Below are 24,439 nucleotides of genomic sequence, written 5' to 3' on the forward strand. Positions count from 1 at the left end.
TCACCCTCCTAATTTATATGAGAAATAAGTCCATAAATTCACTAACGCTGAGCTTCTGCATTTGGCCGCTATCTTTACAGGCCTCTTCGATTTTCCGCTGCTGCTTCAATGAAAAATGAGTGCTGATGTTTGCTGAAAACTTGGCAAGAATCTTCGGAACGGCTTCTTTTCTGCGGAATCGGTGCCCGAGCGGATATTCACATTCAATCCGTCCCGTAGCCGTGCCGTCTGTAAAATGCACCTGTACGGCATTTGAGATGGATCGCTTATTCGGGTCTAAGTAATCTATTGAGTACGCTTTGTGTTCCGTCACCTCCATTTTGCTCCGCAATGTATCAATTCGCGGGTCAGACGCCGTTTCCTCTTCATAATGATCCGCCGTGATATCTCCGAAAAGCAGCCCGATTGCCGTAATATACTGGAGGCAGTGATCCCGGTCAGCCGGATTGTGAAGCGGCCCTTTTTTATCGATAATCCGGATTGCCGACTCATGGGTCATAATCGTGATCCTGTCAATGTCTTCGATGCGGTCTTTCACCTCCGGATGAAGCCGGACCGCGCATTCCGCCGCTGTCTGGGCGTGGAATTCAGCCGGGTAGGATACTTTAAACAGAACATTCTCCATCACATAGGACCCAAGCGGGCGGGCAAGCTTCATTTCCTTCCGGTTAAATAATACGTCTTGAAATCCCCACCCAGATGCGGTCAGAGCCGTCGGGTACCCCATCTCACCTTTTTGCGCCATAAGGGCCAAATATACCCCTCTGCTCGTCGCGTCGCCGGCCGCCCATGATTTGCGTGATCCGGTGTTCGGCGCATGACGATACGTTCTGAGGCTTGAATTATCAATCCAAGCGTGAGATACGGCGTTATTGATTTCCTCTCTTGAGCCGCCCAGCATTTGTGCGCAAACAGCCGCAGTCGCCACTTTCACAAACAGCACATGGTCAAGCCCGACTCTGTTTAAACTGTTTTCCAAAGCGAGAATTCCTTGAATTTCGTGCGCTTTGATCATTGCGCAAAGCACATCACGCACGGTAAGCGGTTCTTTCCCTTCTGAAATCCGCACTCTGGATATATAATCCGCACAAGCCAATATGCCTCCGAGATTGTCAGACGGATGCCCCCATTCGGCCGCAAGCCACGTATCATTATAATCGAGCCACCTGTTGATACAGCCGATATTAAAGGCAGCCGTGACCGGGTCTAAAACAAAAGGCGTGCCCGGGACTCTGCTGCCGTTGGGCACGGAGGTTCCCGGGACAATCGGGCCGAGCAGCTTTGTACATTCGGGATAGCTGAGCGCCAAAATTCCGCAGCCTATCGTATCAAGAAGCACATGTCCTGCCGTAGTGAAAGCTTCTGAACTGTCAATCTCCTGATGGAGCACGTAGTCAGAAATCTCTTCGATTACAGCATCCATTCGGCGGGGTTCTGTCATGTTTTCATCTTCCTTTCTCATCTGTTTACAGGCGCGCTCCGGTATAGCGGACACGCGGGCGGAAAAGCCGGTTTCGGCTGTGCTGTTCAATGACATGAGCGCACAGTCCGACCGTCCGTGCGCTGAAAAATATAGGCGTATACAGCGGGATCGGGATGCCGAGCATGTAATAAACCGGCGCTGCGTAGTAATCTAAGTTCGGATAAAGGCCTTTTTTCTCCCGCATGACGGTTTCTCCGGCTTCACACATATGATAAAGACGGAAATCGCCTGAAAGATCAGACAGTTTTTTCAATGCTTCTTTCATCATGAGCGCCCTCGGGTCCATTTTTTTCATGTAGACGCGGTGGCCGAAGCCCATGATTTTTTCTTTGTTTGCGAGTTTTTGAGTTAATAATTGTGTAAACCCGTCTGTATCCTTCGCTTCCTCAAGCATGTACATAACCGCTTCGTTCGCTCCGCCGTGAAGGTTTCCCTTAAGCGAGGCGACGGCTCCGGTCAGCGCGCCGTAAATATCCGATTGCGTCGAAGCAATGACACGGGCCGTAAACGTTGAGTTCGGCAATTCATGCTCACTGTATAAAAGAAGCGACCGGTCGAATATTTCTTCTTCCAAGGAGGACGGCGTTTTTCCGGTAATCATATATAAAAAGTTTGCGCTGTACGATAAGGTTCCGACAGGCGCTAAAGGCTCCAGTCCGTTGATGACTCGATAGCTGTTGACGGTCAGATTGGGCATTTTGCCTATCAGCCCGCGGACACGGTGCCGATTTACAGAAGAGGTGCGGTTATCAATATCCTTATCAAAGCCTCCAAGCGCGGACAAACCTGTCCTCAGTCCGTCCATCGGGTGAGTACGTTCGGGCAGCAGACGGCATATACGCAAGATTTCCTCGGGAAGGTGTCCGCCGCGCCGAACGTCTTCTTCTAGCGCCTTCTTCTCTTTCGCATCAGGAAGTCTGTCTTCCAATAAGAGATGAACAATGTCCATATAGCCGGCCGTTTTAGAAAGCTCAATCAGATCGTGGCCTTTGATTAAAATACTGCCCTGCTGTGTATCCAGGAAAGAAATCCCCGTTTCCACCGCAATGACGCCATCTAAACCGGGAGAATAAGATTCCATGGTTTCGCTCCTTTGCGCACTTTTTATTGAAGAAGATACTTAGAAATAATCAGCCTTTGAATCTCATTGGTTCCTTCATAGATTTGCGTGACTTTCGCATCCCGAAATAAACGCTCCGCGGGATACTCTTTCATATAGCCGTAGCCGCCGTGAATCTGCACAGCCTCCACCGCCGCTTTCATCGCCGCATCGGACGCGAATTGCTTCGCCATAGATGCTTCTTTTCCGCACGGAAGCCCTCGCTGATAAAGATCAGCAGCATGATAGACCAATAATTTGGCAGCTTCCGCATTCGTTGCCATGTCAGATAATTTAAATGAAACGGCCTGATTCGAAGCGATGGGTCTGCCGAACTGGCTGCGGGTTTTGGCGTACTCCACCGAGCAGCCGAGCGCCGCTTCGATAATCCCGAGCGCCTGAGCCGCTATGCCGATCCGTCCGACGTCAAGGTTTTTCATGGCGATTGAAAAACCCTCGCCCTCTTCGCCGAGCCGGTTTTCAATCGGAATTTCCGCTTGGTCAAACTGCAATTCGACAGTATTGGAACCTAACAATCCGAGCTTTTTTTCTTTTTTTCCGACAGAAAAACCGGGTGTGTTTTTTTCAACGATAAACGCCGAAATTCCCTTTCTCCCTTTACCCGGATCGGTTATGGCGAATGTCAGATACAGATCAGCCGCTCCGCCGTTTGTAATAAAGATTTTTGAACCGTTCAGAATATATGAACCGCCTTTTCGCACGGCTGTTGTTTTCAGACTTCCCGCATCAGATCCGGATTGAGGCTCAGTAAGCGCAAATGCCCCAATATATTCGCCCGCTGCCAGCTTCGGAATATACGTTTGTTTTTGGGCTTCTGTCCCGAAATGCAAAATCGGGATTGTCCCTACCGATGTGTGGACGGACAAAATGACGCCGACGGCCGCGCTGACTTTTGATATTTCATGAATCGCTAAAATGTAAGATGTTGTATCAGCACCCGCCCCGCCGTAAGCTTCCGGGACGGGAATGCCCATCAATCCCGCTTCGCCCATTTTTTTAATCAGCCGCTCCGGAAATTCATCTGTTGATTCCATGAGCTCAACCACCGGCGCGATTTCCTTGCGGGCAAAATCACGCACCATTTTCCTCATCATGATGTGCTCTTCTGTAAAATGCATGGCTGCCGTCTCCCCTCATGATCTTTACATCATCTGCCGTACTCATAAAAACCGCGCCCGCTTTTTTTGCCGAGCCAGCCGGCGCTGACATATTTTCTGAGCAGAGGGCATGGGCGGTATTTCGGATCTCCGAGCCCCGCGTAGAGAACCTCCATAATGGAAAGGCACGTATCCAGCCCGATGAAATCAGCTAACGTTAAAGGGCCCATCGGATGACGCATGCCGAGCTTCATCACCTCATCAATCGCTTCCTTTGAAGCTGCTCCTTCGTAAAGGCAATAAACGGCTTCGTTAATCATCGGCATTAATATGCGATTAGATATAAAGCCCGGGAAGTCATTGACTTCGACAGGGGTTTTATTCATCCGGACGGCAAGCTTCTTTACTGTTTCCGCCGTTTCTTCCGATGTGGCGAGTCCTCTGATGACTTCGACAAGCTCCATGACAGGAACCGGATTCATAAAATGCATGCCGATTACTTTTTCAGGCCTTTTTGTGGCCGCGGCAAGCTCCGTAATGGGAAGAGAAGACGTATTGCTTGCCAATACGGCATGAGGGGGACAGATTTTATCAAGTGTGTCAAACAATTCCGCTTTTGCTTTTTTGTTTTCGGCAATGGCTTCAATGATAAAATCAGCATCTCCCGCTTCTGTAAGCTCTGCCGGGGAAATACGGCTGAAAACGGCATCTGTCTCCTGCTGTGACTTCCGTCCTTTTGCCTGCTCTTTCTCCAGGTTTGTCTTTATGCGGTGAAGACCTTTTGTTACCGTTTCCGGCTCCCAATCGTATAACTTGACGGCAAACCCGGCTTCTGCAGCCGTCTGAGCGATGCCTGCCCCCATCTGACCGGCACCTGCGACCATGATTGTTTTCATCTTCATCCGGCGCTCCCTCCTTTGATCAGTACACCTCCAGCAGGACGGCATCTCCTTGAGCCGCTCCGCTGCATATAGCCGCTATGCCTAAACCTCCTCCGCGACGCTTTAATTCGTATATTAAACTCATGATGATTCTCGCTCCGCTTGCGCCGATCGGGTGGCCGAACGCGATTGCCCCTCCGTTTACATTCACTTTCTCCCGGCTGAACCCGGCTATTTTTTCACTCACGAGCACGACGGACGCAAATGCTTCATTTACTTCAAACAAATCAATATCGTCAACGGACAGTCCGGTTTTTTTCAAGAGCCGGCTGATGGCCTCTCCCGGCGCGCTTGCCAGCTCGGACGCTTCCAGTCCGACTGACGCAAAGCCAAGTATTGCTGCGAGCGGCCTGACATGCTGCTTTGCTGCTTTTTCCTCTGACATCAGCACAAATGCTCCGGCCCCGTCATTTACACCGGGAGCATTTCCGGCTGTAATCGTTCCGTCGGCTGTAAAAATTGGCTTGAGCGCTGCGAGCTGCTCAAGGCTTGTATCAGGACGCAGCCCCTCATCCGCTTCAACGATATGCTGTTTGCCCTTTTTGCCGATCCAGGTGACGGGGACAATTTCTTCACGCAATTTGCCCGCCTCAGCCGCCTCAGCCGCGCGTTTCTGACTCAAAAGAGCGTAATGATCCTGTTCATCCCGGGAAATGCCGTGCTTTTTGGCCGCAGTGCTTCCGTGGACAGCCATATGCACCTGGTCGAACGCACAGGTGAGCCCGTCATGAACCATTAAATCCTGAAAAACCCCGTCCCCCATCCTCACACCCCAGCGGCCGGCCGGAATGGCGTACGGAATGTTGCTCATGCTTTCCATTCCGCCTGCAATCAGCACGTCCGCATCTTTCGCCCGGATCATTTGATCACAGATGGTAACAGCCCTGAGCCCTGATGCACAGACCTTATTAATGGTTTCAGCCGGAACGGACCACGGAAGCCCGGCATATCTTGCAGCCTGCCGTGCCGGAATCTGCCCGGCACCCGCCTGGACGACCATTCCTATCACCGCTCCTTCCGCTTCGCTTTCACTGATAGCGGCGCGCTTCATTGCTTCTTTTATGGCAATGCCGCCAAGCTCGGCTGCCTTTACCTCTTTTAATGCACCGCCGAATTTTCCGAACGGCGTTCTTGCCGCACTGACGATAACCGTTTTTCCCACAATTTTGCCTCACTTTCAATAAGATAAAAGATAACGCTTACAGAAAACGCCCTGTTACAATATATGAACCGGCTGACCGAGTTATGAGTGCACCGCCTTTTTCCCGCCCATAAAAAAAGAAGACTGTCTGAACAGTCTTCTCAGCTGCGGCATTCTTCTTTTATAGAAACAGCCAGCTTTGGATAATCGGTAAAAATTGCGTCAATCCCCGCTTTCATCATCTGCTTCATATCCTCAGGACGATTGACAGTGAACGGACGGAGCGCCGCTTGGTGTTTTGCAAGATGTTTGATCACTTCAGCGCTGACCGCAGGCGTACCGAGCTTCGGATGATAACCCGAAGCGGGAATGGCGGCAAGATACCGTTCAGGCCGGTACAGCACATCCATTGTCAGCACCGCCCGTTCAATTTCAGGCGCCAGGGCATGGCAAACCGCGAGACTCTCATGATTAAATGAAGAAAAAATAACGCGCTTTTCCAGTCCGTAATATCTGACTTTTTTAATCACTTCTTCTTCCATTCCTTCGTAACGGAATACACTGTTTTTCAGCTCAATGTTTATCAGAAAATCAGCACGTTCCGCAAAACGCAGCACATCTGACAAAAGCGGAACTCTGACACCTTTAAAAGCATCTTTCCATTTTCCGGCGGCATCGGCGGTTCTGATTTTGTCATACGCCGTATCTTTCACAAATCCTTTCAAAGACGTCGTGCGGTCGAGGGTTTCATCGTGAATGACCACGATCCGGCCGTCTTTTGTCATCTGTACATCAAGTTCGATTCCGTCAGCCCCGTCCTCAATCGCTTTTTTGAATGCGGGCATCGTATTTTCAGGGCAGTCGCCCGACGCCCCCCGGTGGGCAAAAATATTCGTCATATGTGTCACCTCAGATGTTTGTCATCGGTTTTCTCTATTATAATCGTTATGCACATCAGGAGGGCGCTATTTACACATATTTTATCATTACCGTCCGCTGTAATAGGTTTCGATTCCGTTTACAACGGCGTCCGCGGCATGCTCTTGTCCGTTATCGCTTTTCAGCTTGTCCGCATCTTGAGGATTTGTGATAAAACCTAATTCAGCCAGCACACTCGGCATCTTTGAATATGTAATAACATAAAAAGGAGCTTCTTTTACGCCTCTGTCCCTCATCCCTAAAGACGTGACAAGCTGCTGCTGAATGTCGGAAGCAAGCCTTTCGCTGTCCGCGCCTTCATATGTCGAATTAAAATACGTTTCCGTGCCCGATGCCGTTGATACGGCTGAATTCGTATGGAGGCTGACGAATAAATCGGATTGGCTGGCGCCCGCTTTCGCCACCCGCTCGTCCAAACGTAAAAAAGTATCGTCAGTCCTTGAAGCTACAGGTTTTGCGCCTTCTGTCTCCAATTTGGCGATCACCTTGTTTGACACCGCTAAATTGATGTTTTTCTCAAGCAGTCCATTTCCGCCGGCCCCGCTGTCTTCTCCGCCATGTCCGGCATCGATATAAATGGTTTTCCCTTGCAAAGGTTCGGCTGCATAAGCGGACGGCGCAAGCAGAAGCAGAGCGGCACCGAAGGCAGCAGCGCTTTTTGTCAGTAAACCCACGTTTTTTCCTCCTCGTTTTCACATATCTGTTTCTTTTTTCAGTTTCTCAAGCCGTAATTGTCCGTTGCTCTCTTTTTTATAGGTGATTTGCACCGCCGTATGTTCAGGCAGAGACTGACATTCAAACCGCTTAGCGAAAGGCACCTTCACCTCTTGCCTTTCTCCGTCAATTTCGACCGCGATCGCATCGTTTCCGGCCGCTTTTATAAATGTTCCTTCCTGTGTAAATGACGGCGCCGCATCAGCCTCCGCGGTATACTCGCAGCCTGATAACAGCCATGCGGTGAAGATCAGAAGTATGACAGACTTCACACAGATCACCTCACGTTTTCTCATTCGGCTTTATCTTTGAACAGATTGGCCGATTTGTAAAGGGAGCCTCCATTCCTCCAGCGCTTTTCCATATTTGGAATGAAGGCTATCTGACCTGCTGTTTACCTGAACTTAGAAAGAAAACAAGCTGATCAGTCTATGAAAAAGGTTCTGTCTGAAGGCCGAATATGCAGAATTTAACGGAAACGGACGACTTTCTGTTCATTTTGAAAAAATATCAGATCGGCAAAAAAAAGAGAGCCGCGTCATGCACTCTCCCGAATAGAAACATTCATATTTATTTTGAGCTTTTCATAAAATGAACGGGACAACTTAAAAGAACAGCGTATCGGCGGCAATGATGAGAATAATCACTCCGCTCAGCACCGTGCTGAACTGTCCGACGTGAAAAGAACCGATGCGCAATGACGCGGCTTTTTTTCCAAGCGAGCAGCCGATCCATATGGTCAGAAAGCTTCCGATCGCCGCAGTGATGGAAATGGCAGCAGGAGAAAGCCCGATCAACCCCGCGCTTAATCCGTTGGTCAGCGCATTTGCGGATACGGCCACCCCGAGAACCATGGATTCCAATATACCGATTTCTCCCGAACCGTCGGCATCCGCTGCCTCCGGATTTTGCAGCAGACCGGCAAAACGGCCTTTTTTTCCTGACGCGCCAACACGCGCTGTTTTTCTCGGCACAGCCAGCAGAATGATGCGGATACCGATGACAGATAAAATAAACGCCGCCAGCAATACAGGAAGAAAGCCCGGTAAAACGGCTGAAATCCATTTTCCGAAATAAATTCCGATATAACTGAATACAAAACAGATAAAAGCGATCATCATATTTGACGCATGCGATATTTTGATTTTTCTGATGCCGTATGACATCCCCACTCCTAAATTATCAATGCTTGAGGACACTGCCAAACCTAAAATCAATAACCAAGCCATGTTCGTTTCTCTCCATTCTTTGATGTCTTTTCAACATGTTGTGCCGTTGAATCTACACTATCCTATTCAGCAGCACAGAAAAGGTACCTTTTCTGCAAAAATTATTGATTGACGATCATCATTCCGGCGGAAACGAGGTGACACCCTTGACAGAAAATAAAAATAAGACACTGGGACCCCTTTTAAAATCACTGCTTGATAAGCACTCGCTCTCCATGAGAAAGCTCGGCGCCTTAACAAACATTGATACGGCCACCATCTCCCGGATTATCAACGGCAAACAGAAGGCCAATTTAAAGCATCTTCAGGAATTTTCAAAACACCTCCGCACCCCGCTGGAGGAATTGCTTGAGGCGTCAGGCATAGACATCGGTCATGAAAAAGAAACTGCGCCGCAAGACCCGATGCACGCGATTCAGGATATGCTGAATATGGCCGAGATGTTTGATCAGCCTTTTTCCCGGGAGCAAATTGAGCGCGAACTGACCAGATATGAACAATACGCCAAAACCCAGCAGGGCCATCGCCTGATTTGCGATGAGTTTCAAAAGAAAATGGACAATGAAGAAAGCGTCGGCCCTTTTATTGATCATTTGAAAAACATGCATCATCAGTATATGGATGAATCAACACCGGCTGAAGACCGCGCGATTCTCGGGAGCGCGCTGCTGTATTATATTTTAGCGACCGACGTCATTCCGGATTACATGTTTCCGATCGGCTACCTGGATGACGCCATCGCCGTGCAAATCGCTTTGAACCGGCTGAAAAAAAAGTAAAGGCGCTTAAAAAAGCGCCCTTTTTGTGTTGAAAAATATGAAACACCGCATTACGGTTTTGTCAAAACAGAGACAGCTGTCATATGATACATCAACCTAACAAAAAGGAGGGTGTCTTCTATGGACAGCAACACAGTAGTGGCAGTGTGCGCTCTGTTAAGTGTTGTGATTCAGATCGGAACGATATTCGCCGCAGGAAAGTGGAAAAAAGAATAAACAAATTGACGGTTTTTTCGCACAAGCGTATGCTTATAAATAACCTTGTAAAAGATAAGAAAGAAGATATGCATATGAAAAAAATCATTCTCCTCTTCGCCGCCGCTGTCATATTCAGCTCGATCGGCCATCAAATTTCAGGAGGATATAAAGATCCTGAAAAGGAACGGAGAAAACCGTTTCATTCGTTTAAATGGTTCAGCCGGTCATAACCTCCGGAAGAAGAACAAGCAAAATAATTGCACACAATGAAAACATAAGCTAGAATACGGACGAGTTAAACTCCTAAGGAAGAAGGCGAAATGATGAAGCAAACTTATCAACCGCTGTTTGAACCTTTTACGTTCGAAAGCGGCGTCACCATACCAAACCGTATTTCAGTCGCACCGATGACACATTATTCATCAAATGATGACGGAACGATTTCCGACCGTGAATTAAGCTACATTACTCCCCGTTCAAAAGAAATGGGCATGGTCATTACGGCATGTGCAAACGTAACGCCGGACGGCAAAGCGTTTCCAGGCCAGCCCGGCATCTATGATGATTCTCACATTCCCGGCTTGAAAAAACTCGCTCAGGCGATCCAGTCTCAAGGAGCGAAAGCCGTTGTGCAGATTCACCACGGAGGATTGGAATGCCCTCCTGAACTCGTGCCAAACAACGACGTCGTCAGTCCGAGCGGCTCAGAAGAAGACGGCAGACAAACGTCCCGGGCTCTCACCGAACAAGAAATTGAGCACATCGTGAAAGCATTCGGCGAAGCGACACGCAGAGCGATTGAAGCCGGCTTTGACGGTGTTGAAATTCACGGGGCAAACGGGTACCTGATTCACCAATTTTATTCACCGAAAACAAACCGGCGCACAGACCGCTGGGGCGGAAGCGATGAAAAGCGCCTTGCGTTCCCGCTTGCAGTCGTTGACGCTGTCAAACAGGCGATTGATACACACGCTGAAAATCCATTCGTTCTCGGCTACCGCCTGTCACCGGAAGAGCCGGAAACACCGGGGCTTACAATGAAAGAAACATTCATGCTCGCCGACGCGCTTGCGGAAGAGAACTTGGATTATCTGCATATTTCACTGATGGATGTCAATTCCAAAGCCCGCCGCGGCGCGGATACTTCACGGACCCGGATGGATTTATTAAACGAACGCGTCGGCCATAAAGTGCCGCTGATGGCCGTCGGTTCCATCTATACCGCGGACGAAGCGCTTGCCGTATTAGAAAGCGGAATTCCGCTGGTGGCTCTGGGACGTGTCATTTTGATTAACCCCGAATGGGCGGTGCTGGTCAAAGAAGGCCGCGAACAGGAAATCGAAAAAGCCATTCAAGCATCTGAAATTGAGAAATACCGACTTCCTGAACCGTTATGGGAAATGATTCAGAATACAGGCGGCTGGGTGCCGTTTGAAAAGTAGACTAAAAAAACTGCCGGATGTCCGGCAGTTTTTTTGATTCACAAGTTTTTACCGCTTTGTTTACTCTTATTTCCAACACACAGCGTACATATAGTAAATAGATTAATAGAAAGGAGACCGTATATGATGGCTGGTTTCCCTATTACGATTAACAGTCTTTCCGGAAACGGGGTTGTCAATGTCGGCGGTGCGTTTTCGATAAGTCCTTTAACCGTATCAAAAACCGTCTACGGCTCAGGAGGGGGAAATACAGGTATGGTCCTGCAAATGAATCAATCCAGCACATCTCAATCTTCAAACTCTCAATACTCTGATCAAAATGTAACGAAAACATTATGACATCCGTATTTCCCTCCCTTTCCGGCTGGCAGCAGCCGGATTCTTTTTGCCGTTTTGTTTAATCTTATTCAAATATCACAGCGTACATATAGTTAGTAGACTGAGAGAGAAAGGAGAAAAAATAGAATGAGCGGTTGCCCGATTACGATAAACAACGTATCAGGAAACGGAGTTGTCAATGTTGGCGGCGCCATATCCATCAGTCCGCTGACTGCATCAAAAACCGTTTTCGGTGCCGGAGGGGGAAATATCGGCATTGTCATTCAAAACAATGCTGTAAGCCAGTCCAAAATGTTTGAACATCAATTTTCAGATCAGAATATTGTGAAGTCATTGTAAGGGCTGCCATGCAGCCCTTACTGCATAAATAAAGCAGGCGCATGATTTCCCGAAAACTTGATTTTAAACATCAGCGGTCACCTTCTCATGTTTTGAATGATTTCAGTTAAAGATGAATAGAATGCAGATTGAAAGCATGAGTACTGAATCTCATTAAGGAAAGAAGGAATCGTGATGAAAAAACTTTGCCGGGAAGTTTGGATTGAAGTTGACCTTGATGCGATAAAAAAGAACGTACGGGCGATCCGCCGCCATATTCCGAATACGTCTAAAATTATGGCCGTCGTAAAAGCGAACGCTTATGGCCACGGCTCTGTGGAAGTAGCGCGGCAGGCACTGGAAAGCGGGGCGAGCGAGCTTGCTGTCGCAAGCGTCGAAGAGGGAATTGTGTTACGGAGAGCGGGAATTACGGCACCTATTCTCGTGCTCGGCTTCACAGCTCTCAGCTGTGTGAAAAAATCTGCCGTTTGGAACATCACATTATCAGCGTTTCAGGTCAGCTGGATCAAAAAAGCGAATCGGATATTGGAAAAAGAAGCAGATTCGAAACGGCTGTCCATTCATATCAATGTGGATACCGGAATGGGCCGGCTGGGTGTGCGCACGGAAGAAGATCTTTTAGCAGTGGTGAAAGCGCTCAAGTCGAGTACATACCTGTCATGGGATGGCATCTTTACACATTTTTCAACAGCGGATGAACCGGACACTGAGCTGACGATGCTGCAGCACGAAAAGTTTATCAGCTTCCTCCGCTTTTTAAAAAATCAAGACATTACGCTGCCTACCGTGCATATGTGCAATACAGCCGCCGCTATCGCATTCCCGGAATTCAGCACCGACATGATCCGTTTAGGCATTGGGTTATATGGTTTATATCCGTCCGCCTCGATAAAGGAGCTGAGCCTCGTGGATCTCACGCCCGCACTAAGTTTAAAGGCGCGTATCGCTTATGTGAAAGCCATGGTGACAGATCCCCGGACCGTCAGTTATGGTGCCACATATATCGCCGAACCGGGTGAAATCATCGCGACGATTCCGATCGGCTATGCTGACGGTTACTCCCGCGCCCTGTCCAACCGCGGGTTTATTCTGCACCGCGGCAGACGGGTGCAGGTAGCGGGGAGAGTGACAATGGATATGATAATGGTCAGTTTAGGTGAGAATGAGGGCAAACAAGGAGAAGAAGTCGTCATCTACGGCAAACAAAAAGAAGCCGAGATTTCCGTTGATGAAATTGCCGAAATGCTCGGTACGATCAGCTACGAAGTCCTGTCAGTGTTAAGCCGCCGCATCCCCCGCTTTTATTTCAGAGACGGCAAAATCATTAAAATATCAGCTCCGGTATTATACGTATAGACGCCATAGTTCCCGCATTTATGTATAGAACAAGTACCAGCGTGAGTGGTTCCCATTGTTTTCGTCAGCAAAATCTCAAAACGCCTTCTCTTCCGCGTTCATGCACGGAATAGAAGGCGCAAAAAGACATTTAGCCAAAGGCTTGCGTTACGAAGCTTTATGCTCCAATCTCAGCTTGTCAGCAACCATCGCGATGAACTCCGAGTTGGTTGGTTTTGCTTTTGTCATGCTTACCGTATACCCGAACAGTGAAGAAATGGAATCAATATTTCCCCTGCTCCATGCGACTTCAATGGCGTGGCGGATGGCCCGTTCTACACGGCTTGCGGTCGTGTTGAATTTTTTGGCGATGTCGGGATAAAGGACTTTTGTGATGCTGCCGAGGAGTTCAATATCGTTATACACCATGGAAATGGCTTCACGCAAATAAAGATAGCCTTTGATATGGGCAGGCACACCGATCTCATGGATAATGCTTGTAATGCTGGCATCGAGATTTTTCCGCTTCGGCTCCGGCTGGCTGCGGATAATGCTGCTTTGCGCGGACGGCGCACGGTGTGTGACACTGCTGACATTTCCGCTTACCTGGCGGATATGGCCGACAAGGTTTTCCATATCAAACGGCTTCAGGATGAAATAGGACGCGCCTAAATCGACGGCTTTTTTCGTAACGTCTTCCTGACCGAATGCCGTCAGCATGATGACGTTCGGCTGCTTCTCGAGCTCTGATTCCCGCAGACGCTCCAAAACCGCAAGTCCGTCCAGATGCGGCATGATAATGTCTAAAACGAGCACATCGGGATTCTTATCTTTAAACAAAGAAAGACATTCCTGTCCGTTATAAGCAACGCCGATCACTTCCATATCATCCTGTCCCTCTATATATTCACTCAACAGGCTTACAAGCTCTCGATTATCATCAGCAACACAAACTTTAATTTTCTCCACGTTTCTTCCTCCCCCAATGTATTAACAGGACGCAACCCATTTGACTGCTATATGTTACATTCGACAAAACCACTACTTCCCCTTTTAAAAAATCCATATTTACCAATAATAGTGGTATATCTTTGTTTTTCTAGCATTTTCTAGGTTTTTCGACTAAAAATTAAGTTTGACAAATCAGGAAACGTGAATTTGTCGAAAAATCTTCATGTCTTATTTTACATGAATCCAGGAAAGAAGTGAAGAACGCATCACATAAAAAAACTGCCGGATCATCCGGCAGTCAGCTTGCTTTGTCTTTCCCGTAAACATCAACACCCGCTTCAGACAGCATCCATTCGATATGAACGCCGTAGCCGCTTGTCGGATCATTGACAAATACGTGGGTTACGGCTCCGACGACCTTTCCGTTCTGAATGATCGGGCTTCCGCTCATCCCCTGAACGATTCCGCCGGTTCTTTTCAGCAGTTTCGGATCTGTCACTTTCAACACCATTCCCTTTGTCGCCGGGAATTTTTGCGGCGTGGTGCTGACGATTTCAATATCAAATTTCTCTACTTTATCGTTTTCGATAACCGTCAGCATTTGCGCAGGTCCTTTTTTTACTTCATTTGACAAAGCAATCGGAAGCGCTTTGTCGGAAATGTTGTTTTTAATCGGCTGATGCAGTGTCCCAAAAATGCCGAACGGGCTGTTGCGGTTAATATCGCCGATTGTTTTCCGTTCTGACGAAAACCTTGCCAGTTTTTCGCCGGGATTGCCGCCTTTTCCTTTTTCAATCGATGTTACAGTAGAACGGACGATTTCTCCGTCTTCTACAACAATCGGTTTTTTTGTATCCATATCAGAGATGACGTGGCCCAATGCGCCGTATTTTTTTGTTTTCGGTTCAAAAAATGTCATGGTGCCGATGCCGGCTGCCGAATCGCGGATATAAAGGCCGATTCGATATTTCCCCTCGGCTTCGTCCTTTGTCGGAATCAGCTTTGTTTTGATTTTTTGCTTATCGCGTTTCACCAATAAATCCAAAGATTCACCGGTTTTGCCCGCTTTTTGAATAAACGGGGCGATGTCGCTCATTTTTTCAATTTTATGTCCGTTCATTTTAATAATGATGTCGCCAGATTCAATACCCGCTTGTTCTCCCGGAGACTTTTTCCCATCCTTTGTCATCACCTGGTGAAAACCGACGACCAAAACACCGACTGAATGCAGTTTTACACCGATGGACTGTCCGCCCGGAATGACCTTCAATTCTGGAAGGACACGCACTTTCGTTTTTTTAATGGGAAACCCGGCAAGATCATATACTACTTCTGACCGGCCTTGTGTTTGCCCTGTTATGTTTGCATGACCGTGCTCTTCTTTCAGCGTAAAGGCTTCTGATAATTCGCCCTTTTCAGCGCTTATTGATGCATTGACCGGAACGGCCTGAGTCTGGTTTTCAAAGACGCTCATTTCTGACGGTATCAGTAAATATTCTTTAAACGGCTTAAAAAAGCCTACACTTAGTAAAGAAACAAGGAGAATTACACCTATTGCTTTCCTCATGTTATCGTGCATTCATTCCTTCACTCTCCTCGCTCCTATCCCACACCACTTTCTTTTTCTGCTACATCTATACTTTTGCCTTCCTGCGCTTGATTTATAACCGGCATACGAAGAAAAACATTGGATACACTGTTAGAGAAATGGAACAAAAAAATAAGCTGCCTGTATCAGCAGCTTATCCTGTCGTTTTTACCTGTCCGGCCTGTTTTAAAAGCTCTTGTGCATGCCGCTTCGTCAGCTCGGTCACTTCAACACCCGCAATCATACGGCCGATTTCCGCTACCTTATCCTGCTTGGAAAGCGGCGTGACATGCGTTGTCGTCCGTCCGTCTTTGAATTCTTTTGCGATCAGAAGGTGCGTATCCGCCATGGCGGCAACCTGGGGCAGGTGTGTAATGCAGAGCACCTGTGAACCGGTCGATACTTTATGGATTTTTTCCGCGATGGCTTGGGCAACCCGCCCGCTTACACCGGTGTCCACTTCGTCAAAGATGATGGAGGTGACATCCTGCTGGGAAGAAAAAATACTCTTCATCGCCAGCATCACCCTTGAAAGCTCGCCTCCGGAAGCGACCTTTGACAGCGGTTTTAAAGGCTCACCGGTGTTTGTTGAAATTAAAAACTTCACAAGGTCAATCCCCTTTTGGGTAAGCTGCACGGGCTGCCCGTTGACAACCGGTGCTTCACTGGCTGACGGATCGGTTTTCACGAGAAATTCCGTATCAAACGTTGATTTGCCCATATACAGACTTTGTAATTCCTGATGAATCGCTTCCGCCAGTTTCTTGGCCCATGCTTTTCTGATTTTTGATAAATTGGCGGCTTCTACGGCCACATCTTTGCCGACCGACTCCAATTCCTTCTTCAGGGCTTCAAGGTGGCTGTCGCGGTTCTCGATTTGATCGATTTCCTCTTCTATTTTAGATCCGTATTCCAAAATGTCTTCTACCGTCGCTCCGTATTTGCGCTTCAGCTGTTTGATCTCATTTAAACGGGTTTCAATAAAATTCAGCCGTTCCGGATCATATTCCAGATCATCTAACAGATTGCGCATCTGAAAGGTTGCATCCTCCAGCAGATAATAGGAACTTGACACACTTTCAGACAGCTTTTGCAGCGGTTCATTGATATCCGAAATATCTTCAAGCTGAGCAGAGGCCATTCCGACCCAGTCAAGCCCCCCCTGCTCGCTGCGGAGCGCATTATAGGCGTTTTGCAATGATTCATAAATTTTTTCAAAGTTGGATATCTGCTTCCGCTCTTCCTGAAGAAGTTCGTCTTCATTCAATTCAAGCTTCGCCGACTCGATTTCTTCAAGCTGAAATTGAATCAGGTCTAACCGATGCGCCATTTCCTGCTCGCTTTCTGACAGCTTCTTCACTTTTTTGAGCAGCTTCATATAACGCTCATAGCCTTCATGGTAAGCCTGAAGCGCGGATTCGGCCTCAACGCCCGCAAATTTATCCAAAAGCTCCAAGTGTTTGTCGTCCTCCATTAACAGCTGGTTATCATGCTGTCCGTGAATATCTAATAAAAGTCTGCCGATTTCCCTTAAAGCCGCAATCGTCACTAATTTTCCGTTGACACGGCAGACGCTTTTTCCTCCGGCATTGATGTCCCTTCTCATGACAATCATGTCGTCAGATGCGTCTATTCCCTGCTCACGGCATACTTCAAAAACGGGATGACCGCTGTCCAATAGAAACAGTCCTTCAAGCTCGGCCTTTGTTTCACCGTAACGGACAAATTCAGACGAGCCGCGGCCGCCGACTAATAGGGAAACGGCGTCTATAATAATTGACTTGCCGGCCCCTGTTTCTCCCGTCAGGACGGTGAGCCCCCGTTCAAACGAAATCGTCAGTTCCTCTATAATGGCAAAGTTTTTTATTGATAGTTCAGCTAACAAACAGCATTCCACCTTTTATCTGATAATTACGCTACAGCAGCTCCAAAAGACGGCTTTGTACGCCTTCCGTATCTTCAGGCGTCCTGCAGATGATTAAGATCGTGTCATCTCCGCAGATCGTGCCCATGATTTCTTCCCATTCGAGATTATCCATCAGAGCGCCGATTGCCTGAGCATTCCCCGGCATCGTTTTTAATACGATCATATGGCTTGCTGAGTCAATTTTTACGAACGCATCCATTAATGAACGCTTCAGTTTTGACAGCGGATTGAACCGCTGATCCGCCGGCAGGCTGTATTTGTAGGAGCCGTTGTTCGTCGGCACCTTTACGAGATGCAGCTCTTTAATGTCTCTGGAGACAGTCGCCTGGGTTACCTTATATCCTTCTTCTCTCAGCATGTCAACTAAGTCATCCTGCGTTTCAATCTCATGGCTTGTAATAAGCTCTCTGATTTTTATATGCCTTTGGCCTTTTGTCATGTAAGCACCTCTGTTTTCAAGCTGTTTGTCATTATGTTAACCGCTTCTTGATAAAAAGTACATGATGGCAGAAAAAAGGAATAATAGCCCCCTATTATTCCGGTACATCTGTCTTTTTGGCTTTTAATGTCTCATGTGCTTCGCGGACGGTACGGAGAATGTCTTCTTCCGGCAGTTCAGCGCCGTTTCCGTCTTCTCCGCCCCATTCCAAATGAAGCAGAAACTCAATATTGCCGTCTCCCCCCGTAATCGGTGAGAAGGACAGTCCTTTCACTGTATATCCTTCAGAAGCTGCAAATTGATTCATGCGGCGGAGAACGTCAGCATGAACGCCGGGATCTCTGACAATGCCTTTTTTTCCGACGGATTCCCGTCCGGCTTCAAATTGCGGCTTCACCAGTGCGATACAATCGCTCCCCGGTACAAGCAGCGTTTTTAAAACCGGCAGAATGAGGCGGAGTGAGATGAAAGAAACATCGATTGTCGCAAATTCCGGCAAACCCTCTGTGAAATCGGAAGGCTCGGAATAGCGGAAATTCGTCCGTTCCATGACGACGACCCTCTCGTCCTGTCTGAGCTTCCAAGCAAGCTGATTATAGCCGACATCCACTGCGTAGGACCGCTCAGCTCCGTTTTGGAGGGCGCAATCCGTGAATCCCCCTGTAGACGAGCCGATGTCAATCATCGTTTTGCCTTTTACCGAGACAGGAAACACTTCCAGGGCTTTTTCAAGCTTTAATCCGCCTCTGCTGACGTATTTAAGAGGGTTTCCTTTTACCGTTAACGGAAGATCCCGGGCGATTTTTTCACCCGGTTTGTCCAATCGGTTTTCATTTGAGTATACGATGCCCGCCATAATGGCGCGTTTCGCTTTTTCCCGCGTTTCCGCAAGGCCTTTTTCTACAAGAAGTACATCTAATCGTTCTTTTTTTGCTGTCATGATCCAATTCCTTTATGTGTCTTCGGCGGCATCAGCAGTTTTATCCGGTTCATAACCTCAGCCTTCGTGAGACCGATTTCTTCAAGCAGGGCGGTTACGCTGCCGTGTTCAATAAACCGGTCTGGGATGCCCATTCTGTCAATCGGTGTATGATACATGCCGAGGTCATGAGCGTATTCAAGAATCGTGCTGCCGAATCCGCCTTCAAGCACGGCTTCTTCTATCGTTAAAATCGGCAGACCTTCATTAAGAATGGCCTTCATCATTTGTTTATCAATCGGTTTTATGAACCTCGCATTCACGACACGCACGGACAGGCCTTCTTTTTGCAGTTCTTCAGCCGCTTCAAGCGCCATTTCAATGGTCGTACCGAATGTTAAAATGACCGCGTCTTTTCCGGGACGGAGCACTTCCCATGTTCCGATCGGAATGGTTTTCAGCTCTTTATCCATCTTAACGCCGAGCCCGTTTCCGCGCGGGAAGCGCATCGCGATCGGACCTTCCTCATAGGAAAGGGCTGTATTGACCATATGGCGGCCTTCATTTTCATCCTTCGGCATCATTAAAACGAGGTTCGGTATATGCCGCAAAAAGGCGATGTCAAAGACGCCTTGATGCGTCTCCCCGTCAGCGCCGACCAAACCGGCGCGGTCAATGCCGATAAATACATTCGCGTTTTGACGGCAGATATCATGGACGACCTGATCGTACGCCCGCTGCAAAAAGGTCGAATAGATCGCAAGAAACGGCTTCATACCCTGAAGCGCCATTCCCGCGGCCATTGTCGCCGCATGCTGTTCTGCGATTCCGACGTCAAACATGCGCTCAGGAAATTCTTTCGCAAATCCTTCAAGCTTAGAGCCGACCGGCATAGCCGGTGTAATCGCGACAATTCTGTCATCCTCGCGCGCCAGCTCCTGCACGGTGCCGCTGACAAGTCCGCTCCATGAAGGCGCCGCGGCTTTCGGTTTGACAAAATCACCCGTATTGATTTTATAAGGACCCGTTCCGTGCCATGTGCCGATTGTGTCGGTCTCAGCCGGTTTATAGCCTTTGCCCTTTTTCGTAATGACATGTAAAAGGACAGGGCCTTTCGTTTTTTTGGCGTATTGCAGGTTTTCAAACAGTTCGTGGTAGGAATGACCGTCAACCGGGCCTAAATACGTAAAGCCCAGCTCTTCAAAAAACATACCTGACACAAGCATATATTTTAAGCTGTCTTTTATCCGTTCCGCTGTGGCGGCCAATTTTCCGCCGACGGCCGGGATGCGCTTAAATAAATATTCAAGCTCGTCTTTCACCCATTGATATTTGCCGGCCGTGCGAAGCCGTCCCAGCATAGAATGAATCGCCCCGACATTCGGCGCAATGCTCATCTCATTATCATTCAGAATGACGATCATATCTTTTTTCTCATCACCGATATGGTTCAGCGCTTCAAGCGCCATTCCTCCGGTTAAAGCGCCGTCTCCGATAATCGGGATGATATATTCTTTCGATCCTTTAATATCACGGGCGGCAGCCATTCCCATCGCGCCTGAGAGCGATGTTGAGCTGTGGCCTGTTTCCCATACGTCATGTTCGCTTTCGCTGCGTTTCGGGAAACCGCAAAGCCCTTTATATTGGCGCAAGGTTTCAAACTCCTTGCCGCGCCCGGTTAACAGTTTATGAACATAGGACTGATGTCCGACATCCCATAAAAATTTATCTTTCGGACTGTCAAATTCTTTGTGAAGCGCAATTGTCAGCTCGACAACCCCGAGGTTCGGCCCGATATGGCCGCCAGAGGCAGACAGCGATGTGATGAGGAAATTGCGGATCTCCTCACTCAGCTCTTCCAGCTGTTCAATTGACATCTTTTTAAGAAATGACGGGTCCTGTATTGATAAAAGATCCAAAGCGGATCAACTCACTTTCAGCATGAATTTCTGCAAATTAAACAGTGTCTTTTTGAAAAAAGAAAAAGACTCCCTTTGTATTTTCATCGAAACTGCTTACATTTTACCATAGGAGCGGCAGCCCCTTCAAATCAGGACCGTTTTTAATGATCTCTCGCCGCGATTAAATCACAGAGGTCATGCAGCAGTTCTTTCTGAAGAGAAAGGCCGCTGATGATCCGTTTCGCCTCGCTGATATGATACGCCAGCTTCTCTTTCGCGCCTTCTAGCGTTAAAAGCGACGGATACGTTGACTTATCATTCGACGTGTCTGAGCCGACCGGTTTGCCGATCTTCTCCTCATGCCCTTCAATATCAAGGATGTCATCTCTGATTTGAAATCCGATGCCGATATGGCTGCTGAACAGACGCAGCTTTTCGACTTCATCCTCCGGCGCATCTGCCAAAATGGCGCCCGCCGTCACGGAAAAACCGAGGAGCTTGGCCGTTTTCCGCTCGTGGATGGATTCCAGCTCCTCAAGCGTTATCCGCTTTTGTTCCGCTTCCATGTCGGCAGCCTGCCCGCCGACCATTCCTTCCGTTCCTGCCGCGCTGATCAGCTCATCGACGAGACGGAGCCGTTTTTCTGCTGAAACCGCCTCAGACACGTGAGATGTGATCAATTTAAAGCTTTCTGTCAGAAGCCCGTCTCCGGCCAATACGGCTGCCGCTTCTCCGAAGACTTTATGGTTTGTGGGCTTTCCCCGGCGCAGATCATCATCGTCCATGCAAGGAAGATCATCATGGATTAAGGAATACGTATGAATCATTTCGACAGCGCATCCGACCGGAATCCCGTCTTTTTCATCTTTTCCGTAAGCATTCAGAACGGCTAAGACGACGAGGGGACGCAGCCTCTTTCCGCCCGCTTCCAAAGAATACAGCATAGATTTTTTGAGGATTTCCGGCATCGCAAGCCGTTCCGTATACAAAAAAAGCTGCTGTTCAATCAGTTGTTTGCGCGATGCTAAAAATGCGTCCAGTTTATTTGTCACCTTCTTCTTCCTCCTGAACGCTGAAAGGTGCAAGTTCGCCGTTATCTTTTAAAATAAAGTCCATTTGCTTTTCGACATGCTGAAGCTTTTCATGGCACATTTTTGAAAGGGCCATCCCTTCCTGAAAATAATTAATCGCCTGCTCAAGCGGCACGTCTCCTTCTTCAAGCTTTGCCACAATGCCTTCAAGGCCTTTCATCGCCTCTTCAAATGTCAGCTCTTCACTTTTTTTGGTTTCTGTCATTTTCGTTCGCCTCTCTTTTGCAATACTTCACACGTCAGAACGCCGTCTGTCATCTTTACTTCAAGCGTATCATTTTGTTCCACTTGATCAACGCTTTTGATCAGCTCTTTGTCTTTATAGGCCAGACTGTATCCTCTCTCCATCACCTGAAGGGGACTTAATGCATTCAGTTTACCAAGAACCGTCTGAAACTGCGAATGAAGCTGCTTCAGCTGGACATTCATGCTTCGGGCGAGCTGATTTGAGCGCTCCTCGTACCGTTTTTTCGCCTGTTTCAGTTGGGTTTCAGGGTGGAGCGCCGTTAATCTGTACGTATTCCGCTCCAGCTGCCTTTGTTTCCTGTCCGTAAGCCCTGTGAGCTGTGATTGGAACTGCTGATACAAAAGATCAAACTGCTGTTCTTTTTGGGTATACAATCGTTTCGGAAAACGGAACGCGTAGGATGACTGGAGCGATTGAACCCGTTCTTTTTTCTTGCTGATATGCTGCTGTATCGCTCTTGTCAGGCGGACTTCCGCCGTTTTTGTCCGTTCCATTAAGTCCGTCGTGTGGGGGACGGCGATTTCTGCCGCTCCTGTCGGCGTTGCCGCCCGGATATCCGCGACGAAATCACTGATTGTAAAATCTGTTTCATGTCCGACGGCTGATATAATCGGAATGGCGGAAGCAAAAATCGCCCGGGCCACGATTTCTTCGTTAAATGCCCACAATTCTTCGATCGAGCCCCCTCCCCTTCCGACGATCAGGACGTCACACATTTTTTGTGCATTGGCTTCTTCAATGCGCTTCACAATCGATCTGCTGGCATTTTCACCTTGAACGAGCGCGGGAAGCACAATGACTTTCACAAGGGGGTATCTTCTTTTGAGTGTGGTAATGACGTCTCTGACGGCTGCTCCCGTCGGTGACGTGACGACCCCGATCGTAGCCGGAAAAGCGGGGATGGCCTGCTTATGCCGGTCATCAAACAACCCTTCGCCGGCAAGTTTTTTCTTTAATTCTTCATATGCTAAGTAGAGCGCCCCCACACCGTCCGGCTGCATTTCTTTCGCGTACAGCTGATAGCTTCCGCTCGGTTCATAGACGGAGATGCCGCCTCTTACGATGACCTTCATTCCGTCCTCGGGCTTAAACGCAAGCCTCGAACTTTGTCTTTGAAACATGACGGCCTGCATGCGGGCATGCTCATCTTTTAATGTAAAATAGATGTGGCCTCTCGTATGAATTTTAACATTGGAGAGCTCACCCTTAATCCAAATGTCTTCAAGATGAGGGTCCACATCGAATTTTCGTTTAATGTATTTGGTCAGCGCGGAAACCGTGACATATGCCGCTTCACTCACATCCTGCACTCCTTTCATAAAGGCTTTTTGCCCTAAACTAAGAAAACCCGCTCTGGCTGAAAGGAGCCTTAAGAAGCGGGTATCGTGCTCATTGTCACACTTTTTGTGACTGTCTCCGGTTATCTATGATAACGTACGTCTGGCAGATTTAACAGTATTATGCGCAAGCATTGTGATGGTCATCGGACCTACTCCGCCCGGCACCGGTGTAATGAAAGATGCTTTTTCTTTCGCTTCATCAAACTGAACGTCTCCGCAGAGTTTTCCGCTTTCGAGACGGTTGACGCCGACATCAATGACAATGGCGCCCTCTTTGATTTGATCGGCTTTGATGAAATTCGCTTTACCGACCGCTACCACAAGAATATCTGCTTTTTTCGTATGCTCAGCCATATTTTTCGTGCGGGAATGGCAATATGTGACGGTCGCGTTTTCGTTCAGCAGCAGCTGGCCGACCGGTTTACCGACAATATTGCTTCGTCCGACTACAACAACTTCTTTGCCGGAAAGATCTACGTTCGTCTTTTTCAATAACTCGACAATTCCGTGCGGCGTGCATGGAAGAAATGTATCTTCGCCAAGCAGCATTTTCCCGACGTTGAGAGGGTGGAAACCGTCAACATCCTTATCGGGAGAGATCCGCTCGATTACGGCTTTTTCAGAAATATGATCCGGGAGCGGCAGCTGGACGAGAATGCCGTGGAATTCCGGATTTTGATTATACTGATCAATCACTGTTAAAAGCTCCGCCTCGGTTAAGCTTGAGTCAAAGCGGTCAAGCTTAAATTTCATTCCCATTGTTTCAGCGGCTTTTTTCTTGCCTGTCACATATGAAACAGAAGCGGGATCGTCTCCGATTAAAATGACCGCCAAACCAGGCACTACGCCTTGTGCTTTCAGCTCTTCTACTTCTTTTGCCAATTGTTCGCGTTTTTCTTTAGCCGTTTCTTTTCCGTCGATGATTGTTGCAGTCATTTTC

General features: G+C 48.1%; 25 protein-coding genes. 6 read left to right on the forward strand and 19 right to left on the reverse strand.

The features are described from left to right. Positions 1 to 13 precede the first annotated feature (13 nt). From ACWJJS_RS12420 to ytaF, 9 genes are all read right to left on the reverse strand, one after another. Positions 14 to 1,441, reverse strand: coding sequence for a bifunctional 2-methylcitrate dehydratase/aconitate hydratase (locus tag ACWJJS_RS12420; protein ID WP_454023613.1), 1,428 nt, complete (start codon positions 1,439 to 1,441; stop codon positions 14 to 16). Between the two features lie 25 nt (positions 1,442 to 1,466). Continuing rightward, on the reverse strand, positions 1,467 to 2,564 hold the full coding sequence (gene mmgD, locus ACWJJS_RS12425; RefSeq protein ID WP_003153198.1) for a citrate synthase: 1,098 nt from the start codon (positions 2,562 to 2,564) through the stop codon (positions 1,467 to 1,469). Between the two features lie 23 nt (positions 2,565 to 2,587). Continuing rightward, entirely contained in the window at positions 2,588 to 3,721 is a 1,134-nt protein-coding gene (locus tag ACWJJS_RS12430; RefSeq protein WP_014418343.1) for an acyl-CoA dehydrogenase, read from the reverse strand. 29 nt (positions 3,722 to 3,750) lie between these two features. Further along, entirely contained in the window at positions 3,751 to 4,602 is an 852-nt protein-coding gene (locus ACWJJS_RS12435) for a 3-hydroxybutyryl-CoA dehydrogenase (protein ID WP_024085587.1), read from the reverse strand. A 19-nt stretch (positions 4,603 to 4,621) separates the two neighbouring features. Beyond that, on the reverse strand, positions 4,622 to 5,803 hold the full coding sequence (locus ACWJJS_RS12440) for an acetyl-CoA C-acetyltransferase (RefSeq protein ID WP_454023614.1): 1,182 nt from the start codon (positions 5,801 to 5,803) through the stop codon (positions 4,622 to 4,624). Between the two features lie 140 nt (positions 5,804 to 5,943). After that, positions 5,944 to 6,681 (reverse strand): glycerophosphodiester phosphodiesterase, encoded by a 738-nt coding sequence (locus tag ACWJJS_RS12445; protein ID WP_454023615.1) that lies wholly within the window; start codon positions 6,679 to 6,681, stop codon positions 5,944 to 5,946. Between the two features lie 87 nt (positions 6,682 to 6,768). Next, positions 6,769 to 7,395 carry an N-acetylmuramoyl-L-alanine amidase family protein gene (locus ACWJJS_RS12450; protein WP_454023616.1) on the reverse strand — a complete coding sequence of 209 codons (627 nt, stop codon included), beginning with the start codon at positions 7,393 to 7,395 and terminating at the stop codon, positions 6,769 to 6,771. 18 nt (positions 7,396 to 7,413) lie between these two features. After that, positions 7,414 to 7,731 (reverse strand): hypothetical protein, encoded by a 318-nt coding sequence (locus tag ACWJJS_RS12455; RefSeq protein WP_454023617.1) that lies wholly within the window; start codon positions 7,729 to 7,731, stop codon positions 7,414 to 7,416. Positions 7,732 to 8,040: 309 nt separating this feature from the next. After that, a complete protein-coding gene (gene ytaF / locus ACWJJS_RS12460) occupies positions 8,041 to 8,664 on the reverse strand; it encodes a sporulation membrane protein YtaF (protein ID WP_454023618.1) in 624 nt (207 codons plus the stop codon). A gap of 146 nt (positions 8,665 to 8,810) precedes the next feature. On the opposite strand from ytaF, the gene ACWJJS_RS12465 reads away from it, so the two are divergent. From ACWJJS_RS12465 to alr, 6 genes are all read left to right on the forward strand, one after another. Beyond that, the gene (locus ACWJJS_RS12465; RefSeq protein WP_071391633.1) at positions 8,811 to 9,443 is read left to right on the forward strand and encodes a helix-turn-helix domain-containing protein; all 633 of its coding nucleotides are present in this window, start codon (positions 8,811 to 8,813) and stop codon (positions 9,441 to 9,443) included. 290 nt (positions 9,444 to 9,733) lie between these two features. Beyond that, complete coding sequence (locus ACWJJS_RS12470) at positions 9,734 to 9,871, forward strand: hypothetical protein (RefSeq protein ID WP_014470646.1); 138 nt, start codon at positions 9,734 to 9,736, stop codon at positions 9,869 to 9,871. Positions 9,872 to 9,964: 93 nt separating this feature from the next. Continuing rightward, on the forward strand, positions 9,965 to 11,083 hold the full coding sequence (locus tag ACWJJS_RS12475) for an NADH-dependent flavin oxidoreductase (protein ID WP_003153184.1): 1,119 nt from the start codon (positions 9,965 to 9,967) through the stop codon (positions 11,081 to 11,083). 126 nt (positions 11,084 to 11,209) lie between these two features. After that, a complete protein-coding gene (locus ACWJJS_RS12480) occupies positions 11,210 to 11,422 on the forward strand; it encodes a spore germination protein (protein ID WP_003153183.1) in 213 nt (70 codons plus the stop codon). 126 nt (positions 11,423 to 11,548) lie between these two features. After that, positions 11,549 to 11,761: a spore germination protein gene (locus tag ACWJJS_RS12485; RefSeq protein WP_014305392.1), complete on the forward strand. Its 213-nt coding sequence runs from the start codon at positions 11,549 to 11,551 to the stop codon at positions 11,759 to 11,761. Positions 11,762 to 11,935: 174 nt separating this feature from the next. Further along, complete coding sequence (gene alr / locus ACWJJS_RS12490; protein WP_454023619.1) at positions 11,936 to 13,117, forward strand: alanine racemase; 1,182 nt, start codon at positions 11,936 to 11,938, stop codon at positions 13,115 to 13,117. Between the two features lie 147 nt (positions 13,118 to 13,264). On the opposite strand, the gene spo0A is transcribed toward alr, so the two are convergent. The 10 genes from spo0A to folD form a co-directional block, all read right to left on the reverse strand. Then, entirely contained in the window at positions 13,265 to 14,065 is an 801-nt protein-coding gene (gene spo0A, locus ACWJJS_RS12495; RefSeq protein ID WP_003153177.1) for a sporulation transcription factor Spo0A, read from the reverse strand. A 280-nt stretch (positions 14,066 to 14,345) separates the two neighbouring features. Continuing rightward, a complete protein-coding gene (spoIVB, locus tag ACWJJS_RS12500; protein WP_007408360.1) occupies positions 14,346 to 15,626 on the reverse strand; it encodes a SpoIVB peptidase in 1,281 nt (426 codons plus the stop codon). Between the two features lie 163 nt (positions 15,627 to 15,789). Beyond that, positions 15,790 to 17,520: a DNA repair protein RecN gene (gene recN, locus ACWJJS_RS12505; protein ID WP_102421902.1), complete on the reverse strand. Its 1,731-nt coding sequence runs from the start codon at positions 17,518 to 17,520 to the stop codon at positions 15,790 to 15,792. 31 nt (positions 17,521 to 17,551) lie between these two features. Continuing rightward, positions 17,552 to 18,001 carry a transcriptional regulator AhrC/ArgR gene (gene ahrC, locus ACWJJS_RS12510; protein WP_003153173.1) on the reverse strand — a complete coding sequence of 150 codons (450 nt, stop codon included), beginning with the start codon at positions 17,999 to 18,001 and terminating at the stop codon, positions 17,552 to 17,554. Between the two features lie 94 nt (positions 18,002 to 18,095). Beyond that, positions 18,096 to 18,941: a TlyA family RNA methyltransferase gene (locus ACWJJS_RS12515; protein WP_003153172.1), complete on the reverse strand. Its 846-nt coding sequence runs from the start codon at positions 18,939 to 18,941 to the stop codon at positions 18,096 to 18,098. Beyond that, on the reverse strand, positions 18,938 to 20,839 hold the full coding sequence (gene dxs / locus ACWJJS_RS12520) for a 1-deoxy-D-xylulose-5-phosphate synthase (protein WP_024085592.1): 1,902 nt from the start codon (positions 20,837 to 20,839) through the stop codon (positions 18,938 to 18,940). The genes ACWJJS_RS12515 and dxs overlap by 4 nt, the downstream gene beginning before the upstream one ends. A 143-nt stretch (positions 20,840 to 20,982) precedes the next feature. Then, positions 20,983 to 21,873: a polyprenyl synthetase family protein gene (locus tag ACWJJS_RS12525; protein WP_454023620.1), complete on the reverse strand. Its 891-nt coding sequence runs from the start codon at positions 21,871 to 21,873 to the stop codon at positions 20,983 to 20,985. Beyond that, the gene (locus ACWJJS_RS12530; RefSeq protein ID WP_061890718.1) at positions 21,863 to 22,117 is read right to left on the reverse strand and encodes an exodeoxyribonuclease VII small subunit; all 255 of its coding nucleotides are present in this window, start codon (positions 22,115 to 22,117) and stop codon (positions 21,863 to 21,865) included. Before ACWJJS_RS12530 ends, ACWJJS_RS12525 begins: the two co-directional genes overlap by 11 nt. Beyond that, positions 22,114 to 23,460: an exodeoxyribonuclease VII large subunit gene (gene xseA, locus ACWJJS_RS12535; RefSeq protein WP_077722585.1), complete on the reverse strand. Its 1,347-nt coding sequence runs from the start codon at positions 23,458 to 23,460 to the stop codon at positions 22,114 to 22,116. The genes ACWJJS_RS12530 and xseA overlap by 4 nt, the downstream gene beginning before the upstream one ends. 123 nt (positions 23,461 to 23,583) lie before the next feature. Then, complete coding sequence (folD, locus tag ACWJJS_RS12540; protein WP_146277157.1) at positions 23,584 to 24,435, reverse strand: bifunctional methylenetetrahydrofolate dehydrogenase/methenyltetrahydrofolate cyclohydrolase FolD; 852 nt, start codon at positions 24,433 to 24,435, stop codon at positions 23,584 to 23,586. Positions 24,436 to 24,439 lie beyond the last annotated feature (4 nt).

The organism is Bacillus sp. JK106, assembly GCF_053663355.1.

What these genes read in the sequence shown, in the direction of transcription:
- folD (WP_146277157.1), bottom strand. Translation starts at nt 24,435, where the DNA reads ATGACTGCAACAATCATCGACGGAAAAGAAACGGCTAAAGAAAAACGC.
- spoIVB (WP_007408360.1), bottom strand. Translation starts at nt 15,626, where the DNA reads ATGCACGATAACATGAGGAAAGCAATAGGTGTAATTCTCCTTGTTTCT.
- alr (WP_454023619.1), top strand. Translation starts at nt 11,936, where the DNA reads ATGAAAAAACTTTGCCGGGAAGTTTGGATTGAAGTTGACCTTGATGCG.
- ACWJJS_RS12420 (WP_454023613.1), bottom strand. Translation starts at nt 1,441, where the DNA reads ATGACAGAACCCCGCCGAATGGATGCTGTAATCGAAGAGATTTCTGAC.
- ACWJJS_RS12435 (WP_024085587.1), bottom strand. Translation starts at nt 4,602, where the DNA reads ATGAAGATGAAAACAATCATGGTCGCAGGTGCCGGTCAGATGGGGGCA.
- ACWJJS_RS12515 (WP_003153172.1), bottom strand. Translation starts at nt 18,941, where the DNA reads ATGACAGCAAAAAAAGAACGATTAGATGTACTTCTTGTAGAAAAAGGC.
- ACWJJS_RS12430 (WP_014418343.1), bottom strand. Translation starts at nt 3,721, where the DNA reads ATGCATTTTACAGAAGAGCACATCATGATGAGGAAAATGGTGCGTGAT.
- mmgD (WP_003153198.1), bottom strand. Translation starts at nt 2,564, where the DNA reads ATGGAATCTTATTCTCCCGGTTTAGATGGCGTCATTGCGGTGGAAACG.
- ACWJJS_RS12455 (WP_454023617.1), bottom strand. Translation starts at nt 7,731, where the DNA reads ATGAGAAAACGTGAGGTGATCTGTGTGAAGTCTGTCATACTTCTGATC.
- ytaF (WP_454023618.1), bottom strand. Translation starts at nt 8,664, where the DNA reads ATGGCTTGGTTATTGATTTTAGGTTTGGCAGTGTCCTCAAGCATTGAT.
- ACWJJS_RS12470 (WP_014470646.1), top strand. Translation starts at nt 9,734, where the DNA reads ATGAAAAAAATCATTCTCCTCTTCGCCGCCGCTGTCATATTCAGCTCG.
- ahrC (WP_003153173.1), bottom strand. Translation starts at nt 18,001, where the DNA reads ATGACAAAAGGCCAAAGGCATATAAAAATCAGAGAGCTTATTACAAGC.
- ACWJJS_RS12480 (WP_003153183.1), top strand. Translation starts at nt 11,210, where the DNA reads ATGGCTGGTTTCCCTATTACGATTAACAGTCTTTCCGGAAACGGGGTT.
- ACWJJS_RS12475 (WP_003153184.1), top strand. Translation starts at nt 9,965, where the DNA reads ATGAAGCAAACTTATCAACCGCTGTTTGAACCTTTTACGTTCGAAAGC.
- ACWJJS_RS12530 (WP_061890718.1), bottom strand. Translation starts at nt 22,117, where the DNA reads ATGACAGAAACCAAAAAAAGTGAAGAGCTGACATTTGAAGAGGCGATG.
- ACWJJS_RS12485 (WP_014305392.1), top strand. Translation starts at nt 11,549, where the DNA reads ATGAGCGGTTGCCCGATTACGATAAACAACGTATCAGGAAACGGAGTT.
- ACWJJS_RS12445 (WP_454023615.1), bottom strand. Translation starts at nt 6,681, where the DNA reads ATGACGAATATTTTTGCCCACCGGGGGGCGTCGGGCGACTGCCCTGAA.